Origin of the sequence: Nocardia camponoti, assembly GCF_014646135.1 — a bacterium.
GTDB lineage: Bacteria > Actinomycetota > Actinomycetes > Mycobacteriales > Mycobacteriaceae > Nocardia > Nocardia camponoti.
Window position 1 is genome coordinate 145,134 of the sequence record NZ_BMMW01000004.1, and the last position, 23,362, is coordinate 168,495.

At 65.7% G+C, this 23,362-nt stretch carries 24 protein-coding genes; 11 read left to right on the forward strand and 13 right to left on the reverse strand.

The annotated features are described in order from the left end of the window. Positions 1-270 precede the first annotated feature (270 nt). Positions 271-1,686, forward strand: a complete 1,416-nt coding sequence (locus IEX78_RS19235) for an amidase (RefSeq protein WP_188830420.1) — start codon at positions 271-273, stop codon at positions 1,684-1,686. Positions 1,687-1,688: 2 nt separating this feature from the next. Here the strand turns inward: IEX78_RS19235 and IEX78_RS19240 are convergent, their stop codons facing one another. The 12 genes from IEX78_RS19240 to hemW form a co-directional block, all read right to left on the reverse strand. Beyond that, complete coding sequence (locus IEX78_RS19240; protein ID WP_188830421.1) at positions 1,689-4,529, reverse strand: type 1 periplasmic-binding domain-containing protein; 2,841 nt, start codon at positions 4,527-4,529, stop codon at positions 1,689-1,691. Positions 4,530-4,614: 85 nt separating this feature from the next. After that, positions 4,615-5,526, reverse strand: a complete 912-nt coding sequence (gene era / locus IEX78_RS19245; protein WP_188830422.1) for a GTPase Era — start codon at positions 5,524-5,526, stop codon at positions 4,615-4,617. Then, entirely contained in the window at positions 5,513-5,866 is a 354-nt protein-coding gene (locus tag IEX78_RS19250; protein WP_188830423.1) for a cytidine deaminase-like protein, read from the reverse strand. Before IEX78_RS19250 ends, era begins: the two co-directional genes overlap by 14 nt. Continuing rightward, positions 5,859-7,166 carry a hemolysin family protein gene (locus IEX78_RS19255; protein ID WP_188830424.1) on the reverse strand — a complete coding sequence of 436 codons (1,308 nt, stop codon included), beginning with the start codon at positions 7,164-7,166 and terminating at the stop codon, positions 5,859-5,861. The genes IEX78_RS19250 and IEX78_RS19255 overlap by 8 nt, the downstream gene beginning before the upstream one ends. Then, complete coding sequence (gene ybeY, locus IEX78_RS19260; protein WP_188830425.1) at positions 7,163-7,723, reverse strand: rRNA maturation RNase YbeY; 561 nt, start codon at positions 7,721-7,723, stop codon at positions 7,163-7,165. Before ybeY ends, IEX78_RS19255 begins: the two co-directional genes overlap by 4 nt. Before the next feature lie 109 nt (positions 7,724-7,832). Beyond that, on the reverse strand, positions 7,833-8,897 hold the full coding sequence (locus IEX78_RS19265; protein ID WP_229684171.1) for a PhoH family protein: 1,065 nt from the start codon (positions 8,895-8,897) through the stop codon (positions 7,833-7,835). A gap of 180 nt (positions 8,898-9,077) precedes the next feature. Continuing rightward, on the reverse strand, positions 9,078-9,818 hold the full coding sequence (locus tag IEX78_RS19270) for a 16S rRNA (uracil(1498)-N(3))-methyltransferase (protein ID WP_188830427.1): 741 nt from the start codon (positions 9,816-9,818) through the stop codon (positions 9,078-9,080). Beyond that, positions 9,818-10,972 carry a molecular chaperone DnaJ gene (dnaJ, locus tag IEX78_RS19275; RefSeq protein WP_188830428.1) on the reverse strand — a complete coding sequence of 385 codons (1,155 nt, stop codon included), beginning with the start codon at positions 10,970-10,972 and terminating at the stop codon, positions 9,818-9,820. The genes IEX78_RS19270 and dnaJ overlap by 1 nt, the downstream gene beginning before the upstream one ends. Positions 10,973-11,074: 102 nt before the next feature. Next, positions 11,075-12,109: a heat-inducible transcriptional repressor HrcA gene (gene hrcA, locus IEX78_RS19280; RefSeq protein ID WP_188830429.1), complete on the reverse strand. Its 1,035-nt coding sequence runs from the start codon at positions 12,107-12,109 to the stop codon at positions 11,075-11,077. Between the two features lie 110 nt (positions 12,110-12,219). After that, positions 12,220-12,444 carry a hypothetical protein gene (locus IEX78_RS19285; protein ID WP_188830430.1) on the reverse strand — a complete coding sequence of 75 codons (225 nt, stop codon included), beginning with the start codon at positions 12,442-12,444 and terminating at the stop codon, positions 12,220-12,222. A gap of 43 nt (positions 12,445-12,487) precedes the next feature. Further along, entirely contained in the window at positions 12,488-12,688 is a 201-nt protein-coding gene (locus IEX78_RS19290; RefSeq protein WP_188830431.1) for a hypothetical protein, read from the reverse strand. A 52-nt stretch (positions 12,689-12,740) separates the two neighbouring features. Next, positions 12,741-13,991: a radical SAM family heme chaperone HemW gene (gene hemW / locus IEX78_RS19295; RefSeq protein WP_188830432.1), complete on the reverse strand. Its 1,251-nt coding sequence runs from the start codon at positions 13,989-13,991 to the stop codon at positions 12,741-12,743. A gap of 170 nt (positions 13,992-14,161) precedes the next feature. Between hemW and IEX78_RS24790 the strand changes: the two genes are divergently transcribed. The 7 genes from IEX78_RS24790 to IEX78_RS19320 all read left to right on the forward strand — a co-directional run bounded on the left by IEX78_RS24790 (position 14,162) and on the right by IEX78_RS19320 (position 20,157). Continuing rightward, the gene (locus tag IEX78_RS24790; RefSeq protein ID WP_373291626.1) at positions 14,162-14,254 is read left to right on the forward strand and encodes an Ms4527A family Cys-rich leader peptide; all 93 of its coding nucleotides are present in this window, start codon (positions 14,162-14,164) and stop codon (positions 14,252-14,254) included. Between the two features lie 114 nt (positions 14,255-14,368). Then, on the forward strand, positions 14,369-16,090 hold the full coding sequence (locus tag IEX78_RS19300) for a nitrite/sulfite reductase (protein ID WP_188830433.1): 1,722 nt from the start codon (positions 14,369-14,371) through the stop codon (positions 16,088-16,090). 20 nt (positions 16,091-16,110) lie between these two features. Then, the gene (locus IEX78_RS19305) at positions 16,111-16,830 is read left to right on the forward strand and encodes a phosphoadenylyl-sulfate reductase (protein ID WP_188830434.1); all 720 of its coding nucleotides are present in this window, start codon (positions 16,111-16,113) and stop codon (positions 16,828-16,830) included. Next, positions 16,827-17,789 carry a sulfate adenylyltransferase subunit CysD gene (gene cysD / locus IEX78_RS19310; protein WP_188830435.1) on the forward strand — a complete coding sequence of 321 codons (963 nt, stop codon included), beginning with the start codon at positions 16,827-16,829 and terminating at the stop codon, positions 17,787-17,789. The genes IEX78_RS19305 and cysD overlap by 4 nt, the downstream gene beginning before the upstream one ends. Next, positions 17,789-19,084 (forward strand): sulfate adenylyltransferase subunit 1, encoded by a 1,296-nt coding sequence (locus tag IEX78_RS19315; RefSeq protein WP_188830436.1) that lies wholly within the window; start codon positions 17,789-17,791, stop codon positions 19,082-19,084. The genes cysD and IEX78_RS19315 overlap by 1 nt, the downstream gene beginning before the upstream one ends. 132 nt (positions 19,085-19,216) lie before the next feature. Beyond that, on the forward strand, positions 19,217-19,438 hold the full coding sequence (locus tag IEX78_RS24370; RefSeq protein WP_229684107.1) for a hypothetical protein: 222 nt from the start codon (positions 19,217-19,219) through the stop codon (positions 19,436-19,438). Continuing rightward, positions 19,408-20,157: a sirohydrochlorin chelatase gene (locus IEX78_RS19320; protein ID WP_229684108.1), complete on the forward strand. Its 750-nt coding sequence runs from the start codon at positions 19,408-19,410 to the stop codon at positions 20,155-20,157. Before IEX78_RS24370 ends, IEX78_RS19320 begins: the two co-directional genes overlap by 31 nt. A 208-nt stretch (positions 20,158-20,365) precedes the next feature. Here the strand turns inward: IEX78_RS19320 and IEX78_RS19325 are convergent, their stop codons facing one another. Continuing rightward, complete coding sequence (locus IEX78_RS19325) at positions 20,366-21,307, reverse strand: helix-turn-helix transcriptional regulator (RefSeq protein WP_188830438.1); 942 nt, start codon at positions 21,305-21,307, stop codon at positions 20,366-20,368. Between the two features lie 88 nt (positions 21,308-21,395). Here IEX78_RS19325 and IEX78_RS19330 point away from each other — a divergent pair, with 88 nt between their 5' ends. From IEX78_RS19330 to IEX78_RS19340, 3 genes are all read left to right on the forward strand, one after another. Continuing rightward, positions 21,396-21,764 (forward strand): VOC family protein, encoded by a 369-nt coding sequence (locus tag IEX78_RS19330; protein ID WP_373291627.1) that lies wholly within the window; start codon positions 21,396-21,398, stop codon positions 21,762-21,764. A gap of 97 nt (positions 21,765-21,861) precedes the next feature. Next, entirely contained in the window at positions 21,862-22,428 is a 567-nt protein-coding gene (locus IEX78_RS19335; RefSeq protein WP_188830439.1) for a hypothetical protein, read from the forward strand. A gap of 69 nt (positions 22,429-22,497) precedes the next feature. Then, positions 22,498-23,313: a DUF8832 domain-containing protein gene (locus IEX78_RS19340; protein ID WP_188830440.1), complete on the forward strand. Its 816-nt coding sequence runs from the start codon at positions 22,498-22,500 to the stop codon at positions 23,311-23,313. Positions 23,314-23,362: the final 49 nt, after the last annotated feature.

The following is a 23,362-nucleotide window of genomic DNA, read 5'->3' on the forward strand; positions in this document are numbered from 1 at the left end:
CCCCTAACGGCCGGCCACCTCGATACGGACACGACCGAGCCCGACACCCGACGCGAACCGCCGCTCGACCTCACCACCAAGACCACGCAACACACTGCGATCGCTACGCGCGATACCGCCGACGCGGGCGCCCACCTCCGACGTAGGAACGAGACAGCACGGTCATTCTCTGCGGTGGGCGCGTCCCGGCAATGCGGGGCGAAATCGAATATGGACGCGTGACCAGTTTCACGCTACCGTCGGGGCTATTCACGCAGAGATGGAGCTCACATGCCCGACCACCCCGCGCCGCGATCCGTCGATCTCGGGCTTAGCGAGCTCGCCAAAGCCATCGCAGGCGGGCAGGTTTCCTCGGTCGACGCCGTCGCCGCCGCGCTCGATCGCGTCGACGCTTCGCAACCCACGCTCAACGCGTTCCGGGTCGTGCGACGCGAAGCCGCGCTCAGCGAAGCCGCCGACGCCGACCGGCGGCTCGCCGCTGGCGAGCGATTGCCCCTGCTCGGCGTGCCGATCGCGGTGAAGGACGACACCGACATCGCGGGCGAGGTGACCGCGTTCGGGTGCGGCGGCGCGTTCGCGCCCAAAACCGAGGATGCCGAATCCGTCCGACGGCTGCGGGCTGCGGGTGCGGTGATCGTCGGCAAAACCAACACCTGCGAACTCGGTCAGCTGCCGTTCACCAACGGCGTCTTCGGCCACACCCGCAACCCGTGGGATCGCGAGCGCACGCCTGGCGGCTCGTCGGGTGGGTCGGCGGCGGCCGTCGCCGCGGGGCTCGTGCCTGCCGCGCTCGGGTCCGACGGCGCGGGATCGGTGCGCATCCCGGCGGCGTGGACCAACCTGGTCGGCATCAAACCCCAGCGTGGCCGCATTTCGACGTGGCCGCTCGCCGAATCGTTCAACGGCCTCACGGTGAACGGCCCGCTCGCCCGCACGGTGCGCGACGCCGCGCTGCTGCTCGACGTCGCCGCTGGCCCAAACCCCGGCGACCTGCACACTCCCGCTCCGATCGCGGCTCGCGCTGCTGCCGATCACGATCCCGGCCGTCTGCGCATCGCCCTGTCCCTGCGCCCGCCGTTCACGGCGATGACAACGCCGCTCGACCGCGAAATAGCTTCGGCGGTAAAGCAATTGGCGGCAACTCTGCGCAAACTCGGCCACGAGGTCACGATCGCCGACCTGCACTACGGCGTATTGATCGGCGCGACCTTCTTGCCGCGCTCACTCGGCGGAATCAGCGCAGTACTGAAAGCCATGCCGGACGCGGTGGTCGACCCGCGAACAACAACGAACGCTCGCGTCGGACGCCTCCTGACTGGTCCCGCGCTCAAGGCTGCGCGCCGCGCGGAACCGTTGCTGCACAAGCGAATTGGCAAGTTCTTCACCGACTACGACGTGGTACTCGCGCCAACAACGGCAACCCCTCCCCCGCGCGCCGAAGACATCGACGGCATCGGCTTCGGCGCGACCAACCACCTGATCACAGCCGCGTGCCCGTACACGTGGCCGTGGAACGTACTGGGCTGGCCGAGTGTGAACATCCCCGCTGGTTTCACTGACGCGGGCCTGCCCATCGGCGCGCAATTGATGGGCAACGCGAACACCGAAGAAACCCTGATTTCCCTTGCCGCACAACTGGAATCAACCCAGCGCTGGGACCGAAACCGCCCGTCGCAGTGGTGGTGAGCTTAGCGGCGCGGCTCCGCCCACTTCTCCACCTCACTTCGCGTCCCATCCGGGCACCCATCCTGGCCCGGGGAGCGCGGGAACATCAGCAAACATCGTTGTGGGCCGCCCGCGCCAACTGCCGTTGTCACCAAAACCGCGATGGATGACGTGTCCGCTACTCGGCGCGTCGAGAAGGCCAGTGTGCCGGTCACGCCCCGATAGTCGCTCTCGCGCAACTGCACTGCGATCGCCGTGCGGTTGGGTTCGGCGAGCACGCCTCGGCTCGCGCGCACCGCCTGCAAAAACAGCCCGCTGACGTCGAACGCGAGGCCGGTTCGGTCGCCTGCCCATGTCGGGCGGTAGTCGCCCATCTCCGGGTAGGCGCGCAGGTCGGTAATCAACCCGGCCAAGTCGGCGCACAACTGTTCATGCTCGAAGCCGACCGCCGCGTTGCCCAACTTACCAACGCCCGCAACACAATCCGCGCCGCCAAGCATCACCGGCGCCGCCTTCGCCACGTATCGCACCGTCAAGTTCGCGGGCAACGCCGCGGTGGCGCGCGGGTCGGTGATCAACCGCGTGACCGCGTCGTTGCCGAGAATCGCGGGACCTTCCCCACTCAGGCAACCACGGCTCACCGACTTCGCGAACGTCGGAAAGTCATTGTTGCGACCGGCGAAGAACAGCAACGACTTTCGATCGAAATCGGGGCTCTCGCATGGCGCGGGGAAGCGGTAGAGCTGCTGCTGTTCACGCCACGTCAACTCGCGCGCGGGCACGCCGCGCTTCGCCAGTTCGGCCCGCATATCGTTGACCAATGTCGTGACGTACAGGTCGCTTTCGTCTTCGGGGTGATACACCGTGACCCCGGTATAGCGACGGCTCCCGTCCGCAGCCAACGCCCCCTGCACGTAATCACCAATCAACTTGGCCTGCACCACATTCGACGGTGCTGCCCCGAAATACAGCGGCGACGCCTGCTCAAGCCCATCGGCAGACAACGTCGTCGACACCGTCGGTACACCCAGCTCACCCAATCGTGTTATCGCACTCCGTGTTTCAGCGGTACTCCGATCAATCCCCACAACACCAAGCACCGTCGGATCGTCAGCGATCAACTGCCGCAACGGATTATCGACAACCCAGCGTGCGCTGCGCATATCGGATCCACCGTTGGCGATGATCACCCGCAACAGCGGTTCGGACGCATCCGACGCCAACAACGCTCGCCGCTGCCGCACCGCCAACCCAGCCAGTTCCTCAACCTGCGCGTGCGGGTAGCGCACGTTCGTGTCGGCGTAGCTCAGCCCGGCGAAGTACACGAGCGAAACCAGCGGACGATGCGGATTGTCTTCCCGCGCGGCGGCGCTGCGCGCGTTCAACGCGAACACCTCACGCTGAATCGCCGACAGCTCGGCATCGTCGGCGAAAGTCTGGCTCTCGTTGTCGCTGTAGCCGACGCACTCGCCGTCACGCAGCGCGACCGAAACCCCGTCTGTCCAGGGCCAATGCGAGCATTCGACCCCGCGCAACGGCGGAAAACTCACGAGCATCAGCCCCGCGACCAGCACCACGGGCACCAGCGCGCACAGCCCAACAAACCACGCGCGCGAAGCCAACGGCGGCGCGGGCGGCAACGCGAGCCCACGGAATCGCGCGTCACTGACCCACGGCCGAGGCTCTGCGGGCAACACCGCGCGCAACGGCAAATACCAGGCGTCGGCGCTGCGGTGCGTGCGCCGGTTGTCGATCTCGCGCACCCATTCCTGCAACGGATCCGGCGGTTGCGCGACGCCAACAGCAGCGAGCGACTCCAACGTCCGCAGCCCGCGCAACTCCCCCACATGCGATAGCTCACCGACTTCACGCTCGGGCCCCTGGTCGCAAAACGCGACGATCACCAGCGGATCGAAAAGCCCCGTCTCGTTGCGAATCTCGTTGATCCACCGCAAGACTCGCGCACCGTCACCGGTAGAGCTGAGGCCGCCAAGCAGCGCGACCGGATACGCGGTGCGTCGCCAACTCGACGGCCGCCACAGTCGACGCCGATACGCGTCGCGCAGATCTTCCAAAAACGCGTGAATGAGCAGCTTCGCAACCTGGTCTTCGTTCTCATCAACCCGATGCGATGCCGTGAGCCGCGACGCGAAACCTAGGAAACTGCCAGACAATTCGGGTGCGAGGTAGCGCTGATGCAGAAACCACCGCGTCACCTTCGACATGCCAGGAATGCGTCCGGAGACCCACAACCACAGTCGCAACACCGGCCACAGCGCGAGCACGCCAAAGATCGCGCGCGAAATCATGTCTCCGCCAGCACCTTCGGCGGCGTCGGACGCGCTCGTCGACGGCGACCCGCTGCGCAACAGCTTCGGCAGCCGACGGCGAATTTCGTCGGGTGCTTCGGACTCGTCGCTCGTAACCCGTTGGCGCGTAAGCCAATCGGCCGTGCGGTAACGCGGGAACTTGATCGCGCCCATCGCCGTGTCGTCAGCGGCGAACCCAGCGACCAACGCCTGCACAATCGGCAGACAGTGCCGCATGATTTCGTCGCCGTTGGGCGACAGCGCGGTGAGGTCGGGGGTGAGCGCGATCGGCGCGAGTTGCGACGACGTGAGGTCGACGCGTACGCGCGGCGCCGCACGTCGACCGCCCGCGCCAAGCCACGCGTAAAGCTCGCTCACCCAGGCCGAATACTCAACGACCCCAACGAGTTCGGTGATCGGCCGTGGCAATGCGCGACCACCACGCACCAGCGTGCGCAACACCCTCGGGCGCGCGTCGGGCAACGCGAGCGCGCGCAGCAACTCAAGCAGCTTGCCGACGTCACCTACGTCGCCACCAACATTGGCATCGGGCACGCGCGTTGCCCTCCCGTCTGACTCCCCACGCCCATCAAACAGGCGTGTTCAGCGACGGTACCCCGATCATGACCGCGACAAACGATCAAAAACCAAGTTTGCCAAGCTGTTTCGGGTCGCGCTGCCAATCCTTGGCGACCTTGACATGCAGGTTCAGATAGATGCGCGTGCCGAGGATGTGCTCGATCTGCTTGCGTGCGTTGGTGCCGACTTCCTTCAGGCGCGAACCGTTCTTGCCGATCACGATCGCCTTCTGGCTTGGCCGCTCGACGTAGAGCAGAGCGTGCACCTCAAGCATGTCGGGATTGGGCTCATACGGCTCAATCTCCTCGATGACCACGGCGAGCGAGTGCGGCAGTTCGTCGCGCACGCCCTCGAGCGCCGCTTCGCGGATGAGCTCGGCCATGAGGGTCTCCTCAGGCTCATCGGTGATTTCACCGTCGGGGTAAAACGCCGGTCCCTCAGGCATTTTCGATGCGATCACGTTGACGAGCACGTCGATCTGCTCGTCCTTGACCGCCGACACCGGCACCACGTCGGACTCCGGCCCGAGCAGCTGCGAAACGGCCATGAGCTGGTGGGCGATCTCGTCGCGGCTCACCTTGTCGATCTTGGTGACCACGCCAAGCAGCTTGGTCTTGGGTGCCATGAGGCGAATCTGCTCGACGATCCAGCGGTCACCGGGGCCGATCTTCTCGTCGGCGGGAATGCACAGCGCGATCACGTCGACCTCGGAATAGGTGTCGCGCACCAGGTCGTTGAGGCGCTGACCAAGCAGCGTGCGTGGCCGGTGCAGGCCGGGGGTGTCGACGAGAATCAGCTGCGCGTGGTCGCGGTGGACGATGCCGCGAATGGTGTGGCGGGTTGTCTGCGGACGCGACGACGTGATGGCGATCTTGCTGCCAACGAGCGCGTTGGTGAGCGTCGACTTGCCGGTGTTTGGCCTGCCGACGAAACAGACGAAGCCCGACCGGAATTCATCATCATTTTTGGTCATGGGATACCTCGTTCGGGAGTTCGGACAGGACAGTTCCACGCGCGTCGGTGACGATGACCCGCGCCGTGGGCGACACCTCGCGCACCGCGGCGACGCCAGCATCGTCGGGCGTGCCAGCGACGAGCACCGCCGCTTCGAAACCCTCAGCGCCACTGGAGACCGCGGCGGCGACGGCCGCTTGCAACGCCGACAGTCGCAGCGCGGCAAGGTCGACCGCGCCAGCGGCGTACGTGCGACCGTCGCTGTCGCGCACCGCGGCGCCGCTCGTTCCGCCAGCACGCGCCATCGCACCTCGGGCGAGCGTCACCAGTTTGGTGTCCTCGGCATCAAGTTCACTCATCGCGATCTCCGTTGGTATTGACCTTGGCTTTGTCGTCGACGTGACGTTCTTTCGCGCGGCGGGTGAGCACGGTATTCACGCGCATCCGGCCACGCGCGTCGGCGCCGCCTTCGCCGCGCAAAACCAGCCCGTACGCAACAACTTTGGAGCCGGGAAGCGGAACGCGACCGAGTTCGTGCGCGAGCAAGCCGCCGACGGTGTCGACGTCCTCGTCGGAGATTTCCACCCCGTACAGCTCGCCAAGGTCTTCGACCGAAAGGCGAGCCGAAACGCGAAATCGCCCGTCGCCCAAGTCTTCTATCGGTGGCGTCTCGTCGGTGTCGTACTCGTCGGCGATCTCGCCAACGATCTCCTCAAGCACGTCTTCGATGGTGACCAACCCGGCGATGCCGCCGTATTCGTCGACGAGCAACGCCATGTGGTTGCGTTCGCGCTGCATCTCGTCGAGCAGGTCGTCGAGCGGTTTGGAGTCGGGGACGAAAACCGCGTCGCGCATCACCTCGGCGACCGTGACCTTCCGGCTCCGATCCGCGTACGGCACAAGGTCTTTCAGGTATACGACGCCACGCACGTCGTCGACGTTCTCGCCGACAACGGGGATGCGCGAGTGCCCCGACCGCACCGCGAGCGACATCGCCTGGGCCGCGGTTTTGTCGTCTTCGATCCACACCATTTCGGTGCGCGGCACCATCACCGCGCGCGCCGGGGTGTCGCCAAGTTCGAAAACGGACTGAATCATGCGCCGTTCGTCGACGTCGACGACGCCACGTTCCTGGGCCATATCGACCATTTCGCGCAGTTCGATTTCCGACGCGAACGGCCCGTTGCGGAAGCCTTTACCTGGGGTGATGGCGTTACCAAGCAGGATCAGCAGTCGGCTGACCGGGTTGAGCACCGACCCGATGATCTGCATCGGCACCGCCGCGCCAATCGCGATTGAATACGCGTGCTGGCGACCGAGTGTGCGCGGCCCGACGCCGATCACGACGTAGGAGGCGATCGCCATCACGACGGCGGTAATCACCAAAGCCGGTGTGACCCTGAGGAATTGGAGCAACGCGCCAGCGAGCACAACGGTCGCGGCGATCTCGCTGACCACCCGCAGCAACACCATGAGGTTCACATAGCGGGGTCGGTCATCGACAATGCGACGCAAGCGGGCCGCTCCCGCGCGGTCCTCGCGGACCATGTCGTCAAGGCGAGCACGCGAAACGGTGTTGATGGCGGCGTCGACTCCAGCGAACACCCCGCCGAGCCCGATCAGGGCGGCGGCGAGGACAAACAACGCCACTGACGTCACGCGGGGCCGTCACCCGGGGTGGTGAAGCCTGCTTTGCCAAGCAGGCGGGCGTCGCGTTCGGCCTGTTCAGCGCGTTGCTGCTCGCGCTGGCGTTCCTCGCGGACGCTCACGTACCACTCTTCGAGCAGCTGACCTTGCAGCGCGAACATTTCCTTCTCTTCCTCGGGTTCAGCATGGTCATAGCCGAGGAGGTGAAGGACACCGTGCACGGTGAGCAGGGCGAGTTCGTTGTCGAGGGAGTGACCGGCCTTCTGCGCCTGCCCCATTGCGAATTCGGGGCACAGCACGATGTCGCCGAGCATCGACGGACCGGGCTCGGGGCTGTCGGGGCGACCGCCCGGTTCGAGCTCATCCATCGGGAACGACATCACGTCGGTTGGGCCGGGCAGGTCCATCCAGCGGACATGCAGGTCGGCCATCGTGTCGAGATCAACGAGCACCATCGACAGTTCGGCGGCTGGATGCACATCCATGCGCCCGATCACAAAACGCGCGACGCTGACCAGGTCTTCTTCCGGGACGTCCATCCCCGATTCGTTGGCGATCTCGATGCTCACCCGTTAAGGGTACGGAAGTACCCACCCGTGCCCGCCCGCGACCCGCTGACGCACCCGGCACCGCGCTGCGGGGTGTGTTCCGCAGGCGGTGCTCGGAGTGACTGGTTGATTACCTGCCGCGACCAGCGGCACGCCGCTGCGCCCGATTGCCCGGGTGGTAGTGCGTCGGCGCGGGACCGTTGGCATGCGCTTCGGCTTCGAACCGGTCGTACGCGTCAACGATGTCGGAAACCAACCGGTGCCGAACCACGTCGGCGCTGGTGAGTTCCGAGAAGTGGATGTCGGGGATATCGACCAAAATCTCGGTGGCCGCACGCAACCCGGACCGCTGCCCGTTGGGCAGGTCGACCTGCGAAATATCGCCCGTCACAACCATTTTCGACTGAAAACCGAGCCGCGTGAGGAACATCTTCATCTGCTCAGGCGTGGTGTTTTGCGCCTCGTCCAAGATGATGAAGGAGTCGTTGAGGCTGCGACCACGCATGTACGCCAACGGTGCGACCTCGATGACACCCGAAGCAAGCAGCTTCGGGATGGCTTCGGGGTCCATCATGTCGTGCAACGCGTCGTAAAGCGGCCGCAGATACGGGTCGATCTTGTCGTTGAGCGTGCCCGGCAGGAAGCCCAACCGCTCGCCCGCCTCGACAGCGGGACGAGTGAGGATGATGCGGGTGACCTGCTTGGCTTGCAGCGCTTGGACCGCCTTGGCCATCGCCAAGTAGGTCTTACCGGTGCCTGCCGGACCGATGCCGAAGATGATGGTGTTGACATCAATGGCATCGACGTAGCGCTTCTGGTTGAGCGTTTTAGGTCGGATGGTTTTGCCGCGCCGCGACAAGATGTCGAGGCTCAACACCTCGGCGGGCGACTCGGCCGTGCCCTCGGTGAGCATGGAGTAGGTATGCCGCACCGATTCGGGGGTGATGTTGCGGTTGCGCCCGGTGAGCGCGACTAGCTGTTCGATGACCCGTTCGGCGAGCGCGACGTCGCCGGGCAGGCCGGTGATGGTGACAGTGTTGCCGCGAACGTGCACGTCGGCATCGAGAAGCGCTTCGAGTTGACGCAGGTTCTCGTCGGCTGAGCCGAGAAAGCCGAAGACGGACTCGGGCGCGAGTTCGATACTGGAACGGACGTTGCGCGGTGCCGGGGCGGCGCTACCGTTACGCGCGCCAATGCCGGATACGGGGGTGGGCTGCTGCTCGCCGATCTCGCCTGAGTTCTTCAAAAGTGGCTACTCGCCTGCTTTCGTGCTCGACTGTGTGTTCGATGAAAGCCAGTTTAACGCGCTCAGATCATCACGCCCAGCGATATTTTCCCAGCACGTGCGCAATCGGAACCCGCGCGATACCGGCGGTTACCAGCGAGTGGTGAGCGCGCCTAACGCACCGAGTGCAACGGCGGCGGCGGTCGATGTCCGCAGGACCGTTGGGCCGAGCAGAACCGCGTCGGCGCCAGCTTCGGTGAGCGCGGCGATCTCAGCGTCGTCAAGACCGCCTTCGGGGCCGACGATCAGCACCACGCTGTCGGTTTTCGCGACCGGCAATTCGGTGAACTTGCCCGCGCCCGACTCGTGCAGCGCGGCGACAACCGCGCCTTCGTCCTTGGCCGCTTTCACGAGCTCGACGAGGTCGCGCGTGCGGTGAAGGTGGGCGATGTCGGGGATATAAGCCCGTCGCGACTGGCGCGCCGCCGAGCGCGCGGCAGCACGCCACTTCTCAATTCCCTTGGCCGCCTTGGCTTCCCAGTTGGCGACACACCGCGATGCCTGCCACGGCACGATCAGATCGGCACCGGCTTCGGTCATCAACTCGATCGCGAGTTCGGAGCGATCCGACTTCGGCAACGCCTGCACGACGGTCACCGTGGGGTTTGGCGGCGGCGCGAGCACGCGATTGTGCACCTTGAGTTCAAGGCGGTCTTTGGCCGTGGCGATCACCTCGGACTCGGCGAGAATGCCGTGCCCGTCGGAAAGCGTGATCGCCTCGCCAACGCGGGTGCGACGCACCGTCGCCGCATGCCGACCTTCGGGACCATCCAATACCGCGATGGCACCCGGCTGCGGGACCTCGTCGAGATAGAAGACGGTCGCGACCATCAGCGCCCGCTAAACGACGCGCGCAGTCGAGCGAACAGGCCGCTGTTGTGTTCCGAACCCGTCGACATCACTTCGGCACGGTCCTTGTCGCGCATGCCCTTGAACTTGCGCAGCAGGTCGGTCTGCTTGCCGTCGAGCTTGTTCGGCACGACGATGTCGAGGTGGGCGAGCAGGTCGCCACGGGCGCCGCCACGCACGCTCGGCATGCCGTGCCCACGCAACTGGATGACCTCGCCAGGCTGCGTACCAGCGTTAATGGTGAGCTCGGTCGGGCCGTCGAGGATAGTGTCGACAACAACGGTGGTGCCGAGGATCGCGTCGACCATCGGCACACGAACCGTGCAGTGCAGGTCGTTGCTGTCGCGGACGAAGGTGTCGTGCGGCTGCTCGACAACCTCAACGAACAGGTCGCCGGGAGCGCCGCCGCCGGGACCAACCTCGCCCTGGGCGGTGAGCCGCACGCGCATGCCGTTGGCGACGCCAGCCGGAATCGGCGCCGCGATCTCGCGACGCGCACGCACGCGACCGTCGCCGCCGCACTTCGTGCACGGGTCGGGAATGGTTTCGCCAGCACCGCGACACGTGGGGCACGGCCGCGAGGTAAGCACCTGCCCGAGGAAGGACCGCTGCACCGACTGGACTTCGCCAGCGCCGTCGCAGGTCTCGCAACGGACCGGCTGGGACTTGCCGTTGGTGCCAGCGCCCTGGCACAGGTCGCAGAGAATGGCGGTGTCGACGGTGAGGTGCTTGGTGACCCCAACCGCGCACTCGGCCAAGCTCAAGCGGGTGCGAATGAGCGAATCGGCACCGGGCTGGGTGCGACCACGCGGCTTGCGCGGGCTGCCACCCTGGCCATTCATGCCACCGAAGAACGCTTCGAACACGTCACCGAGACCACCGAAACCAGCGCCGCTGAAGCCGCCGCCACCGCCACCGTTTTCCAACGGGTCGCCGCCGAGGTCGACAATGCGCCGCTTCTCGGGGTCGGTGAGCACCTCGTATGCCGTCGACACCTCTTTGAAGCGCGCCTGGGCGACTTCGTCAGGGTTCACATCGGGGTGCAGCTCACGCGCCAACTTGCGGTAGGCGCGCTTGAGCTCGGCGTCGGAAGCGTTCTTGCCGACGCCAAGCAGTCCGTAGTAATCGCGTGCCACGTGAGTTCTCTTAGTCCTTGGTTTATGCGTTGAGTAGGGCTTATGAGCCGAACGCACTCAACTTTACCGGCCGAAGTATCGACCTTAACAGTTGCGCCCGACTCACCTTTCGGCGAGGACTTCGCCGATGTAGCGGGCAACCGTTGCCACCGACGCCATCGTGCCGGGGTAATCCATGCGGGTCGGCCCGAGCACGCCCATGCCGCCGAGCACCGCGCCAGCGGCTCCGTATCCGGTGGAAACCACCGACGTGCCGCGCATCTGTTCGACCTGGGTTTCCTCGCCGATCTGCACGGTGACGCGACCCGGATGTTGTGCTGCCGCAAGCAGTTTCAGCACAACGACCTGTTCTTCGAGCGCTTCGAGGACGCTGCGCAGCGAGCCGGGGAAGCCGAAGTCATTGCCGTTGCGGGTGAGGTTGGCCGTGCCGCCGAGCACGAGACGTTCCTCGGGATGTTCGACGAGCGTTTCGACGAGCACGGTCGCGACGCGAACGAGGACGTCGCGGATCTTGGCAGGCGCGCGTTCGGGCAAGCCCGCGACGGCCGCGCTCGCGACCGACAACAACTTGCCGTCCATCGCGCTGCCAAGCAGCCCGCGCACGGCGGCGAGGTCTTCGTCGGAGACAACGCCGCCGAGGTCGAGCACGCGCTGGTCGACGCGGCCGGTGTCGGTAATGACGACGAGCAGCAGCCGCGCGGGGTTGAGCGCGACCACCTCAATGTGGCGCACCGTCGACGCCGAAACGGTGGGGTACTGCACCACCGCGACCTGACGGGTGAGCTGGGCGAGCAACCGGACACCGCGCCGAAGCACGTCGTCCAGGTCGACGCCCGACTCAAGAAATTCCATGATCGCGCGCCGTTCCGCGCCCGAAAGTGGTTTCACCTCGGCGATGCGGTCGACGAATTCGCGGTAACCCTTATCGGTTGGCACGCGACCCGAGCTGGTGTGTGGCTGAGTGATGTAACCCTCGGCCTCAAGCACGGCCATGTCATTGCGAATCGTCGCGCTGGAAACGCCAAGATTGTGCCGCTCGACAAGGGCCTTCGACCCGATGGGCTCCTTGGTGGCGACGTAGTCGGCAACGATCGCCCGCAACACCTCAAACCGGCGATCCTCGGTGCTCGACGCCATCGAGCCCACCTCCTTGCTGCACAGACTTGCGAGCCGCACGACCCAGACACCCTTAACGATGCCTGTGACCGTGCCCTGTGACAAGCCGCTCAGCGATTGAGCAACGTGGCTTACCTCGCGGCAGCGGCCCGTTCGATGCCGACCTGCTTGCCAGCGGCGGCGTCGAGGCCAAGCATCGCGAGCAGCGAGACGCAGTCGTCGGCGTCTTGTGAATGTGCGGCAACGGTGCGGGCGGCAACAGCGCACTGATGCGCGTTGGCGGCCTTTTCAGCATTGCGCGCTTCGGCGAATTCGCTCTGCTCGCTGACGAGTGTGATGTGCCGTTCGGTGGACATATATCTCCCTCGGTATCGAGGTGCTAGCCTACGCCCCTAATCGTTATCTTTGGCCGGTAACCCGCTCTTCGATCGTGATCGCCACCCCAATCGCCGCCGCTCGAATGCGATGTGCATCACTGCCGATCCGGGCGTTGACCGGGCGATCTGCGTGAGCGTTCCGTCGCAGGAAAAACGGCAAAAATGTCGTGATTAGCGGGGTTGAAATCCGGGCGCGTTCGGGCCATGCCAGGGCTTCGGTCACGCGTCAAACGGTGGTTATCAGCGCGTGATATTTCCGTGACCGTAACTAGCGACTAATCGAGCAGGTCGCGGACCACACCGTCGGCAAGAAGACGGCCGCGATCGGTGAGGACGAGCCGGTCGTTCCCAGTGACCTCGATGAGCCCTTCGGCGACAAGTCGGTCGACGGCGGCGCGGCCGGTCGGTGCCAGATCGGCGAGCGCGAGCCCGGTACGCAACCGCACGGTCAGCATCACGTGTTCGAGGTAGCGCTCGTCGTCGGTGAGCGTTTCCGAGCCAGCTGCGGGCAGGCCGCCTTCGGCGACGCGGTCGGCGTAGCGAGCCGGATGCTTCACATTCCACCAGCGCACGCCGCCGACGTGCGAGTGCGCGCCGGGGCCAGCGCCGAGCCAGTCGCCGCCATCCCAGTAGCCGAGGTTGTGGCGGCAGCGCGCGGAATCGCTCGCGGCCCAATTGGATACCTCGTACCAACTCAGTCCGGCAGCTTCGAGTCGTGCGTCGATGCGCTCGTATCGGTTGGCGAGTACGTCGTCGTCGGGGGCGGGCAGTTCGCCACGCTTGACCTTGCGCGCCAGCGCGGTGCCGTCTTCGACGATGAGCGAATAGGCCGACACGTGGTCGACGCCAGCGGCGAGCACGGCGTCGAGGCTGGCGTCGAGGTCGGCGTCGGTTTCGCCTGGCGTGCCGTAGATGAGGTCGAGGTTGACGTGGTCGAAGCCAGCAGCGCGCGCTTCCTTCGCGGCGGCGACAGCGCGCCCCGGCGTGTGGGTGCGATCGAGGGTTTTCAGCACGTGCTGGGCCGCCGACTGCATGCCGAGCGAGACGCGCGTATAGCCGGCGTCGCGGATGCGGGCGAAGAACTCAGGCGATGTCGATTCCGGGTTGGATTCGGTGGTCACTTCAGCGTCGGCGGCCAGGGTGAAATTCGCGCGAACGGCAGCGAGGACGTCGGCGAGTCCGTCACCGCCGAGGAGCGAAGGGGTGCCCCCGCCGACGAAGATCGTCGAAACCGGCGGCGTTGCCGTGGGGAAGGTGGCGAACCGCTCAGCGGCCGTCGCCAGCTCGCCACGCAACGCGTCAAGCCACGACTGCGGCGACGCCGAGGTGCCCAACTCGCCCGCGGTGTAGGTGTTGAAGTCGCAGTACCCGCAGCGCGTCGCGCAGAACGGCACGTGCACGTAGATGCCGAACGCGCCGGTGCCGAAATCGCGCAACGGGAGTTGGTCGACAGTGGCGGCTTCGGCGGCGGGATTCACCTGTTCAGTCTCTCGCGTGCCGACCGTGCGACAACCACCGGGCCGCATCAGCAGCTAGGCTCGGCAGGTTGTCACCAGGCGAGAATGGCGATTCACATATGACGCCCGTCACACCGGTGCCAGCAAATCCAGCGGATTTCCCGGGAAAGTGCGGGAAATATCTCCTCGCATCCCGGTGCGTGGGAAAACGACCTCGCTGACATGGCACAATAGGCACCATGCACGCAACAGGAATCCGACTCGTGGCCCGTCGCCACGTCGATTTCCAGCGTGTCTGTAGCGCCTGTTGTCGGCCCGGTATCTACCGGTAGCGCAGCGGCTTCAACACGCCCGGGCGCTGTCGACATCACGCGCGAGCTTCAAGCGGAACGGCCGCCTCGCGCTTTGCGCACGAATGCCCATTCACCCCGCAGGAGCGACCCCCTATGACGTCGAGCACCGACGCCGGTTCGACCGAGCAGTCCCCCGTTGTGCCGCGCGCCCGTACGCCGCGGCCGACCAAACGTCGCTCTGAAGGCCAGTGGGCCCTCGGTTACCGCGAGCCGCTCAACGCCAACGAGCAGTCCAAGAAGGACGACAACCCGCTCAACGTGCGCGCGCGCATCGAAAACATCTACTCCAAGGGCGGCTTCGACTCGATCGACAAGGCCGACCTGCGTGGCCGTTTCCGCTGGTGGGGGCTCTACACCCAGCGTGAAGAGGGCTACGACGGCACCTGGACCGACGACGACAACATCGACATCCTCGAAGCCAAGTACTTCATGATGCGGGTGCGATGCGACGCGGGCGCGCTCAATGTCGCGCAGCTGCGTACCGTCGGCGAGATTTCCACCGAGTTCGGTCGCGACACCGCCGACCTCTCCGACCGCGAAAACGTCCAGTACCACTGGATCGAGGTCGAGAACGTTCCCGAGATTTGGCGACGGCTTGAGTCGGTCGGCCTGCACACCACCGAAGCGTGCGGCGACTGCCCGCGCGTGGTGCTCGGATCGCCGCTCGCTGGCGAGTCGCTCGACGAGATCATCGACCCAACCTGGGCCATCGACGAGATCGTCAAGCGCTACATCGGGAAGAAGGAGTACTCCAACCTTCCCCGCAAGTTCAAGACCGCGATTTCGGGTCAGCAGGACGTGGTCCACGAGATCAACGACATCGCCTTCGTCGGCGTCAACCACCCCGAGCACGGTCCCGGTCTCGACCTCTGGGTCGGCGGCGGCCTGTCGACCAACCCGATGCTCGCCCAGCGGCTCGGCGCGTTCGTGCCGCTCGACGAGGTCCCCGACGTGTGGGAAGCGGTCGTCTCGCTCTACCGCGACTACGGCTACCGTCGCCTGCGCACCAAGGCGCGCCTGAAGTTCCTCATCAAGGACTGGGGTGTCGAGAAGTTCCGTCAGGTGCTTGAGGACGAATACCTCAAGCGCAAGCTCATCGACGGTCCCGCGCCCGAACAGCCCGAAAAGCCCATCGACCACGTTGGTGTGCAGAAGCTGCGCAACGGCCTCAACGCCGTCGGCTTCTCCCCCATCGCCGGTCGCGTTTCCGGCACGATCCTGAGCAAGGTCGCCGACGCGGCCGAGAAGTACGGCTCGGATCGCATTCGCTTCACGCCGTACCAGAAGCTGATCATCCTCGACATCGCCGACGACCAGGTCGAGGCGCTTATCGACGAGCTCGAACCGCTTGGGCTGCAAGCGCGTCCGTCGATCTGGCGTCGAAACCTGTTGGCGTGCAGCGGCATTGAGTTCTGCAAGCTGTCGTTCGTCGAGACCCGCAAGCGTTCGCAGGTGCTCGCACCCGAACTTGAGCAGCGTCTCGCCGACATCAACGCCGAACTCGACGTGCCGATCACCATCAACATCAACGGTTGCCCCAACTCGTGCGGCCGGTCCCAGATCGCCGACATCGGCTTCAAGGGCCAGCTCGTCGACGATGGCGAAGGGAATCAGGTCGAAGGTTTCCAGGTTCACCTGGGCGGCAGCCTTGGGCTCGATTCCGGATTCGGGCGCAAGTTGCGCCAGCACAAGGTCACCAGCGTCGAACTGGGCGACTACATCGAGCGCGTTGTCCGCAACTTCGTGAAGAACCGCGAAGCTGACGAGCGATTCGCCGTGTGGGCCGTGCGCGCCGACGAAGCCGACCTCCGTTAGTCGATGAGGGGAATTCAACTGTGACAACCGATTTCGCGGCGAAACTGTCCGAAGAGGAACTGCGCGCTATCGCGGCTGATGGTGCTGCTGAGCTTGGCTCCGATGCGACCGCCGCCGAGCTGCTCGCTTGGACCGAGAAGGTTTTCGGACTTAACTACATCGTCGCGTCGAACATGCAGGACGGCGTGCTCGTGCACCTCGCCGCGCAGGTGCACCCCGGCGTCGACGTGCTGTTCCTCGACACCGGCTACCACTTCGCCGAGACCATCGGCACGCGCGACGCCGTCGAGGCGGTGTACGGGGTGAACGTGATCAACGTGCGGCCCGAGCACAGCGTCGACGAGCAGGACAAGTTGCTCGGCAAAGACCTGTTCGCGCGGGACGCCGCCGAATGCTGCCGCCTGCGCAAGGTTGTCCCGTTGACCAAGTCGCTTGCCGGCTACAACGCGTGGGTCACCGGCATCCGCCGGGTTGAAGCGCCGACCCGCGCCAACGCGCCGCTGATCTCGTTCGACGAAGCATTCGGGCTGGTGAAGATCAACCCGATCGCCGCGTGGTCGGACGACGACATGCAGGAATACATCGCGGCCAACGGCATCCTCGTCAACCCGCTTGTTGACGAGGGTTACCCCTCGATTGGCTGCGCGCCATGCACCCGCAAGCCAGAACCGGGTTCCGATCCGCGGTCCGGACGTTGGGCCGGTCTCGCCAAGACCGAATGCGGACTACACCAATCATGACCTCCATCATCACTACCGGGAGTGAGCCTGTGAGTGCCAACATCACCGAACGCGAGCTCGGCTTGACCGAGTTCGATACCCTCGCGGCGCTCGAATCCGAGGCGATCCACATCTTCCGTGAGGTCGCTGGCGAATTCGAGCGGCCGGTCATTCTGTTCTCCGGCGGCAAGGACTCCACCGTCCTGCTGCACCTCGCGCTCAAGGCGTTTTGGCCCGCGCCGCTGCCGTTCGCGCTGCTGCACGTCGACACCGGCCACAACCTCGACGAGGTCCTTGAGTTCCGCGACAAGGTCGTTGAGCGCTACGGCCTGCGCCTGCATGTCGCGTCGGTCGAGGAGTACCTCGCCGACGGTCGCCTGACCGAGCGTCCCGACGGCATCCGCAACCCGTTGCAGACCGTCCCGCTGCTCGACGCCATCACCGAGCACCGCTTCGACGCGGTCTTCGGTGGCGGCCGTCGCGACGAGGAACGCTCGCGTGCCAAGGAGCGAATCTTCTCCCTGCGCAACGCCTTTGGTCAGTGGGACCCGAAGCGGCAGCGGCCCGAGTTGTGGAACCTCTACAACGGCAAGCACGCGCCGGGCGAGCACGTTCGCGTTTTCCCGCTCAGCAACTGGACCGAACTCGACATCTGGCGCTACATCGCGCGCGAAGACATCGACCTCGCGTCGATCTACTACGCCCACGACCGTCCGGTGTACCAGCGCGACGGCATGTGGATGACGCCGGGCGTGTGGGGCGGCCCGAACGAGAACGAGGTGCTTGAGACCCGCTCGGTGCGCTACCGCACCGTCGGCGACGGCTCAACCACCGGCGCGATCATCTCCGACGCGGCCGACAACGAGGCGATCCTCGCCGAGGTCGCCGCATCCCGACTGACCGAGCGCGGTGCTACGCGCGGTGACGACCGAGTTTCCGAAGCCGCTATGGAAGACCGCAAGCGAGAGGGTTACTTCTGATGTCCGACCTCCTGAGGCTGGCTACCGCCGGTTCCGTTGACGACGGCAAGTCGACTCTCGTCGGACGCCTGCTCTACGACACAAAGTCGGTGCTCGCCGACCAGATCGACGCCGTCACGCGCGCGTCGGTCGACAAGGGTCTGTCGACGCCCGACCTTTCGCTGCTTGTCGACGGCCTGCGCGCCGAGCGTGAGCAGGGCATCACCATCGACGTCGCGTACCGCTACTTCGCCACCCCGAAGCGGTCGTTCGTGCTCGCCGACACCCCCGGTCACGTGCAGTACACCCGCAACACGGTCTCTGGCGCGTCAACCGCGCAGCTGGTGATTCTGCTTGTCGACGCGCGCAAGGGTGTCATCGAGCAGACCCGTCGCCACGCGGCGGTGCTCGCGCTGCTCGGCGTGCCGCGCCTTGTGCTCGCGGTGAACAAGATCGACCTGGTCGACAACCCGGCCGAGGTGTTCGCGTCGATTTCGGCGGAGTTCAACTCGCTCACCGCCAAGCTCGGGTGGGCCGACGATGACGTCATCGAGATCCCGGTGTCGGCGCTGCATGGCGACAACATCGCGAGCCGGTCGGACAACACGCCGTACTACGACGGTCCGTCGCTGATTGAGCACCTTGAATCGGTGCCGGTCGACGCCGATTCCACCGGTTCGCACGCCATTGGCCTGCGTTTCCCTGTCCAGTACGTGATCCGGCCGCGCACCGCCGAGTACCCCGACTACCGCGGGTACGCGGGTCAGGTTGCCGCCGGTTCGGTTTCGCCTGGCGACGAGATTGTGGTGCTACCTTCGGGTCGACGCACCACTGTCGAGCGCATCGACACCCCCGATGGTGAGTTGGCTGTCGCGCAGGTTGGGCGCAGCGTCACGCTGATCCTCGCCGACGAGGTCGACATTTCGCGTGGCGACATCATCGCGTCGGTTGCGGACGCGCCGGAGTCGATCGACACCTTCGACGCCACCGTGTGCTGGCTCGGCGACAAGGGTCTGCGTCCGGGTGCGCGTCTGCTGCTCAAGCACGGCACGAAGACCACGCAGGCGATCGTCGGCGCGCTCGTTGAGCGTTTCGATGAGCAGACGCTCACCGCCCAGGAAAGCCCGGAGTCGTTGGAACTCAACGACATTGGTCGCGTTTCGCTGCGACTTGCCGAGCCGATCCCGGCTGACGATTACCGGACGAACCGCCACACGGGTTCGTTCCTGCTGATCGACCCTGCTGGCGGTAACACGCTTGCGGCTGGCTTGGTTGGCGATGTGTTGACCTCGGTTGAGGTTGGCACGGCGGTCTGATGCTTGAGCCCGGGTTCGCTTTCCGGCGCGACGCTTTGTGGGCGTCGCGCGGGGAAGGCGGACCCGGGTTTGTTGGTTGTGGAGTCGACAACCCTGCGCCTCTAGGAGCGCGCGCCGCTTTCGGGGCGTGGCGTGGCGAACTTCTTGGTCCCGGCGGCAACCACGCTGTGGGGACGCGCGATGCTTTCGCGGCGTCGCGGGGCGAAGGTGGGCTTGTCGATTCTGGAGGCCACCACCCTGTTCCTGTGCGGGCGCGCGATGCTTTCGGGGCGTCGCGGGGCGAAGGCGGGCTTGCCGGTTCCGGCGGCGACTCCGCAGCGCCGGTGGGGACGCGCGATGCCGAACCTGCGCTAATTCTGGTTGCGCATGGGAGTCGGGATCCGCGGTCGGCGGCTAATGCGGCGGCGGTTTGTGCGCTTGTTGCTGGTCAGCGGCCTGATGTTGCCGTGCACCTCGCGTTTCTTGATTTGAACGCGCCGTCGGTTGACCAGGTCATCGACACCCTCGCGACGGGTGGGGTCGGGCACGCGATTGTGGTGCCGATGTTGTTGGGCAGCGCGTTTCATGCGCGAGTTGATCTGCCGGGAATGCTGGCGGCGGCTCGTCAGCGTCACCCCTTTCTACGGCTTGAACAGGCCGACGTACTTGGCGCGGATGAGCGCCTAATCGCGGCACTGTGCGAACGGGTCTGTGCCGTTGTGCCAGTTGCTGATTCGCCTGTAGGTGTCGCGGTTGCTGCGGTTGGTTCCCGGCGTCGTGGTGCGAACGCACGGACGGCCGAAGTGGCTGACCGTCTTGCGGATCGTCTCGGTGTCACCGCCGAAATATGCTTCGCGACAAGCGAACCCGGCGTTTCCATCGCGGTCGATCGACTGCGCGCGCGAGGTGTTGACCACATTGTTGTTGCGCCGTGGTTCCTCGCCCCGGGGCTACTCACCGACCGATTGCGCACGGCCGCACCGGATTTGGTGCACGCCGGCACGTTAGGCGCCCACCCGTTGCTGGCTGACGTGGTGTGGGACCGATACGACGCCACCCTCTCCGCCAGCATGAAGTGGGCGCTGAGCGCGTAGGGGTGCCAGCGTGGACTGCGCTCGACGTTCACGGCGGTTCGCGACACGCCGAACTAACGGCTTCTCCGCTCATGCTCTCGGCGATTCGTTGGCATTTTCGTGCGCCTTCACGCCTCGACCTCCGATTTGCGGCCTTTTGCGCGCGAACGTGCACGAAAATGCCACTTCGCCTCTCGCGTCGCCGCAGGTCGGGCGTGTCCAAGACGCGTCAGGTGTTGTCGCGCAACAGTTCTCTAGCGAGCATGACCAACTCGGCGCGAACCTCGGGTGGGCCGAGAACTTCCAGGTCAGCGCCCCAACCCGCCAATTGGCGGGCAACCATTTTCGCGGTGTCAGCGGTGATGGTCGCCTGGATTCGACCATCTGGGGCTACACCGTGCAAGGTGCAATTGCGGCCCTGTTGGTCGGCCAGGATCGGGGCTAACGCCGCCGAGACTAGGACGTCGGCAGCCACGGCAGCCCGTCGCTGTTCCATCTGATCGACGATCTGCGCCCACTCGGAGGTGAGGTCGAAATTACTTGGGCGCGTTGCCTTTTCATCAAGGATAATCACCGCGCCCACACGGTCTAGCCGGAAGGTCCGCCGACCTTTTTCGGTCCCGGCCAACAGGTACCAGGTGGTTTCCTTCTGCGCGAGACCCCACGGATGCACCACGCGCGGCGTCGGCTCGCTCCCCGGGCGCGTGTAGTCGAATCGCACTTGACGCCGGTCGACCACCGCTTGCCGCAACAAACCAAGCGCCGTCGGCTCAGCCGGATCGCGCCGACCCCATCGCGCAGCGTCGACCACAACCGCGTCCGCAGCCGCCTGCGCGTCGGCGCGGAAAGGCTGCGGGAGCGCGCGCACCAGCTTGCGTAATGCTGACTTCACCTCGGGCGCGGCTTGGGCGGCTGGGCCCGCGAGCAGGAACAACGCCCGCGTCTCACCTGCGGTCAGCCCCGAGAGGTCGGTGCGCGCACCGCCAATCAGCGACCACCCGCCACCTCGTCCAGCCTGCGGATATACCGGAATGCCCGCTGTCGACAGCGCTTCCAAGTCGCGCCGCGCGGTCGCGACTGACACTTCCAACTCCTCGGCAATCTCGGCTGCCGTCACCCGTCCGCGCGCCTGCATCAGCAGCAGGGTCGCAACCAATCTGTCCGCCCGCATACTGCTCAATTCTGCTCATAAAAGTGCTCATTTGGTGAGCACTTTTGCTGGCAAGGTCTTCTTCAATACCAACAAACAAGGAGACGCAATGCTGCAGGGAATGGCGACCACCACGTTCTACGCCGACGACATCACCGCCGCCAAGGAGTGGTACACCGAATTCCTCGGTCTCGCACCGTATTACGAGGTCGACGGTGCCTACTACGAGTTCCGCGTCGGGCCGATGCAGGCCGAGCTCGGCATCATCAATCGCGCCTACGCGCCAGCCGGCGCGCGCAACGCACCCGGGGGCGGCGGCGTCGTGTTCTGGGCCGTTGATGATCTCGCCGCCGCCTTCGCCCGTCTGCTTGAGCTCGGCGCCACCGAGTACGAGCCCATCACCGAGCGCGCGGGGAGGGCGCTGGCTTTGCGACGGCGGCGGTGGTCGACCCCTTCGGCAACATCATCGGCATCATGACGAACCCGCACTTCGTTGCGATGACGGCTCAGCGCGCGGTCGCGACAACGACAGGATAGGCTGTCCTAAGAGTGTTGCGATTTGCGGTGGAGGCACGGTGCACGACGCTGGAATGGGCGCGATCATGGCGCGTCCTATGCTCGCGTTCCCGCGCGACTCGTGGCGCACCATCACCGCACTCTGTGGCACGCTTGCAGTCGGAGTCGCCATCTGGGTCGCCGGGCACCTCGCGTTCAGCGCGGAAGTCCACGAAGCTGGCGTTGTCGCGCACCTGGTGGCGCTGGCAGTCGGGTTTGGCGGGGTGCTCACCGCCGATTTCCTGATGTTGCGCTGGCTGGCTGGTCGTTCAACGCTCAGCGCGGCCGTGCGCGGGGTCAGCCGCCTGCACCTACCGATCTGGGCGGGTGTCGTGGGCCTGATCGGCAGCGGCTGCGTGCTCGAACCGAATCTCGGTGCCCCACTGACGATGGTCAAAATGGCGTTGGTCGTTGGACTCACCGTGAATGGGTTCGGAGCGAGCGCGCTGAGCCGTCGCCTTGTGAAGCATGCCGATGACACTCCGCTGCCTGCGCGTTTGCTTGCGTGGGGCGCGGCGTGTGGGGCCATTTCGCAGGTGTGCTGGTGGGGTTCGATCGGCATCGGTTTCTGGAATTCCGCGCACTAGCACCGCTAGTGATCCAGGTCACCGTTACTTCTCTTGCTGGGATACCCCTACCGGGTATAGGTTTCTCTCATGAGCGCCAACGCCATTCATGCCAACCACACCGCGCACGCGGACCATTCCGCCCACGCCGTTCCCGGCGGCCTGCGCATCACCCAGGACGGGTACACCCTCGACCTTGCCGAAACGATCCTTTCGCCTGGTGAGGTCGACTTCCGCTTCCGCATCGTCGGCCCCGACGGGCGCGCGGTCACCGACTTCACCCCGGTCCACGACAAGCGACTGCACCTCATCGTCGCCAAGCGCGAACTCACCGGTTTCTGGCATGTTCACCCCGAACTCGCCGACGACGGCACGTGGTCGGTTCGCTTGAATTTGCCTGGGGCAGGCGCATATCGGGTGTTCACCGACATCGCCCCGACCGCACTTGGGAAGACGATTACGCTCGGCGCCGACGTCGCGGTTCGCGGCGAATACGCACCGCAGCCCGTGCCCGCCGCGAACCGGACCGCGCACGTTGACGGGTACGAGGTGACCCTCGATGGCGACCTCGTCGCCGACGAAGGCACCCACCTCGTGCTCACCGTCCGCAAGGATGGGCGACCGGTCACCGATTTGCAGCCGTACCTGGCCGCCTTCGGCCACCTCGTCGTGCTGCGGGCGGGCGACCTCGCCTACGTCCACGTGCACCCGAGCGGCGAACCGGGCGACGGCGTCACGCCCGCGGGCCCCGAAATCGCTTTCCACACGGCCGTTCCCGGCCCAGGCACCTACCGCCTGTTCTTGGACTTCCAGCACGGCGACGTGGTGCGAACGGCAGCCTTCACCTTGTCAACTCGCGCGGCCGCCCCTCACGCAGGTCACCACGGTCACCACCACCACCACTAAGCAGTCGCGGCGCACCCGAGGCCATCACTCGGGTGACCCGTGCTCAGCA

Coding starts and splice junctions, on each gene's coding strand:
- IEX78_RS19235 (WP_188830420.1), top strand. CDS start 271: ATGCCCGACCACCCCGCGCCGCGATCCGTCGATCTCGGGCTTAGCGAG.
- era (WP_188830422.1), bottom strand. CDS start 5,526: ATGACCAAAAATGATGATGAATTCCGGTCGGGCTTCGTCTGTTTCGTC.
- IEX78_RS19250 (WP_188830423.1), bottom strand. CDS start 5,866: ATGAGTGAACTTGATGCCGAGGACACCAAACTGGTGACGCTCGCCCGA.
- IEX78_RS19270 (WP_188830427.1), bottom strand. CDS start 9,818: ATGGTCGCGACCGTCTTCTATCTCGACGAGGTCCCGCAGCCGGGTGCC.
- hrcA (WP_188830429.1), bottom strand. CDS start 12,109: ATGGCGTCGAGCACCGAGGATCGCCGGTTTGAGGTGTTGCGGGCGATC.
- IEX78_RS19285 (WP_188830430.1), bottom strand. CDS start 12,444: ATGTCCACCGAACGGCACATCACACTCGTCAGCGAGCAGAGCGAATTC.
- hemW (WP_188830432.1), bottom strand. CDS start 13,991: ATGCGGCCCGGTGGTTGTCGCACGGTCGGCACGCGAGAGACTGAACAG.
- IEX78_RS24790 (WP_373291626.1), top strand. CDS start 14,162: ATGCACGCAACAGGAATCCGACTCGTGGCCCGTCGCCACGTCGATTTC.
- IEX78_RS19300 (WP_188830433.1), top strand. CDS start 14,369: ATGACGTCGAGCACCGACGCCGGTTCGACCGAGCAGTCCCCCGTTGTG.
- cysD (WP_188830435.1), top strand. CDS start 16,827: ATGACCTCCATCATCACTACCGGGAGTGAGCCTGTGAGTGCCAACATC.
- IEX78_RS19315 (WP_188830436.1), top strand. CDS start 17,789: ATGTCCGACCTCCTGAGGCTGGCTACCGCCGGTTCCGTTGACGACGGC.
- IEX78_RS19325 (WP_188830438.1), bottom strand. CDS start 21,307: ATGCGGGCGGACAGATTGGTTGCGACCCTGCTGCTGATGCAGGCGCGC.
- IEX78_RS19330 (WP_373291627.1), top strand. CDS start 21,396: ATGCTGCAGGGAATGGCGACCACCACGTTCTACGCCGACGACATCACC.
- IEX78_RS19340 (WP_188830440.1), top strand. CDS start 22,498: ATGAGCGCCAACGCCATTCATGCCAACCACACCGCGCACGCGGACCAT.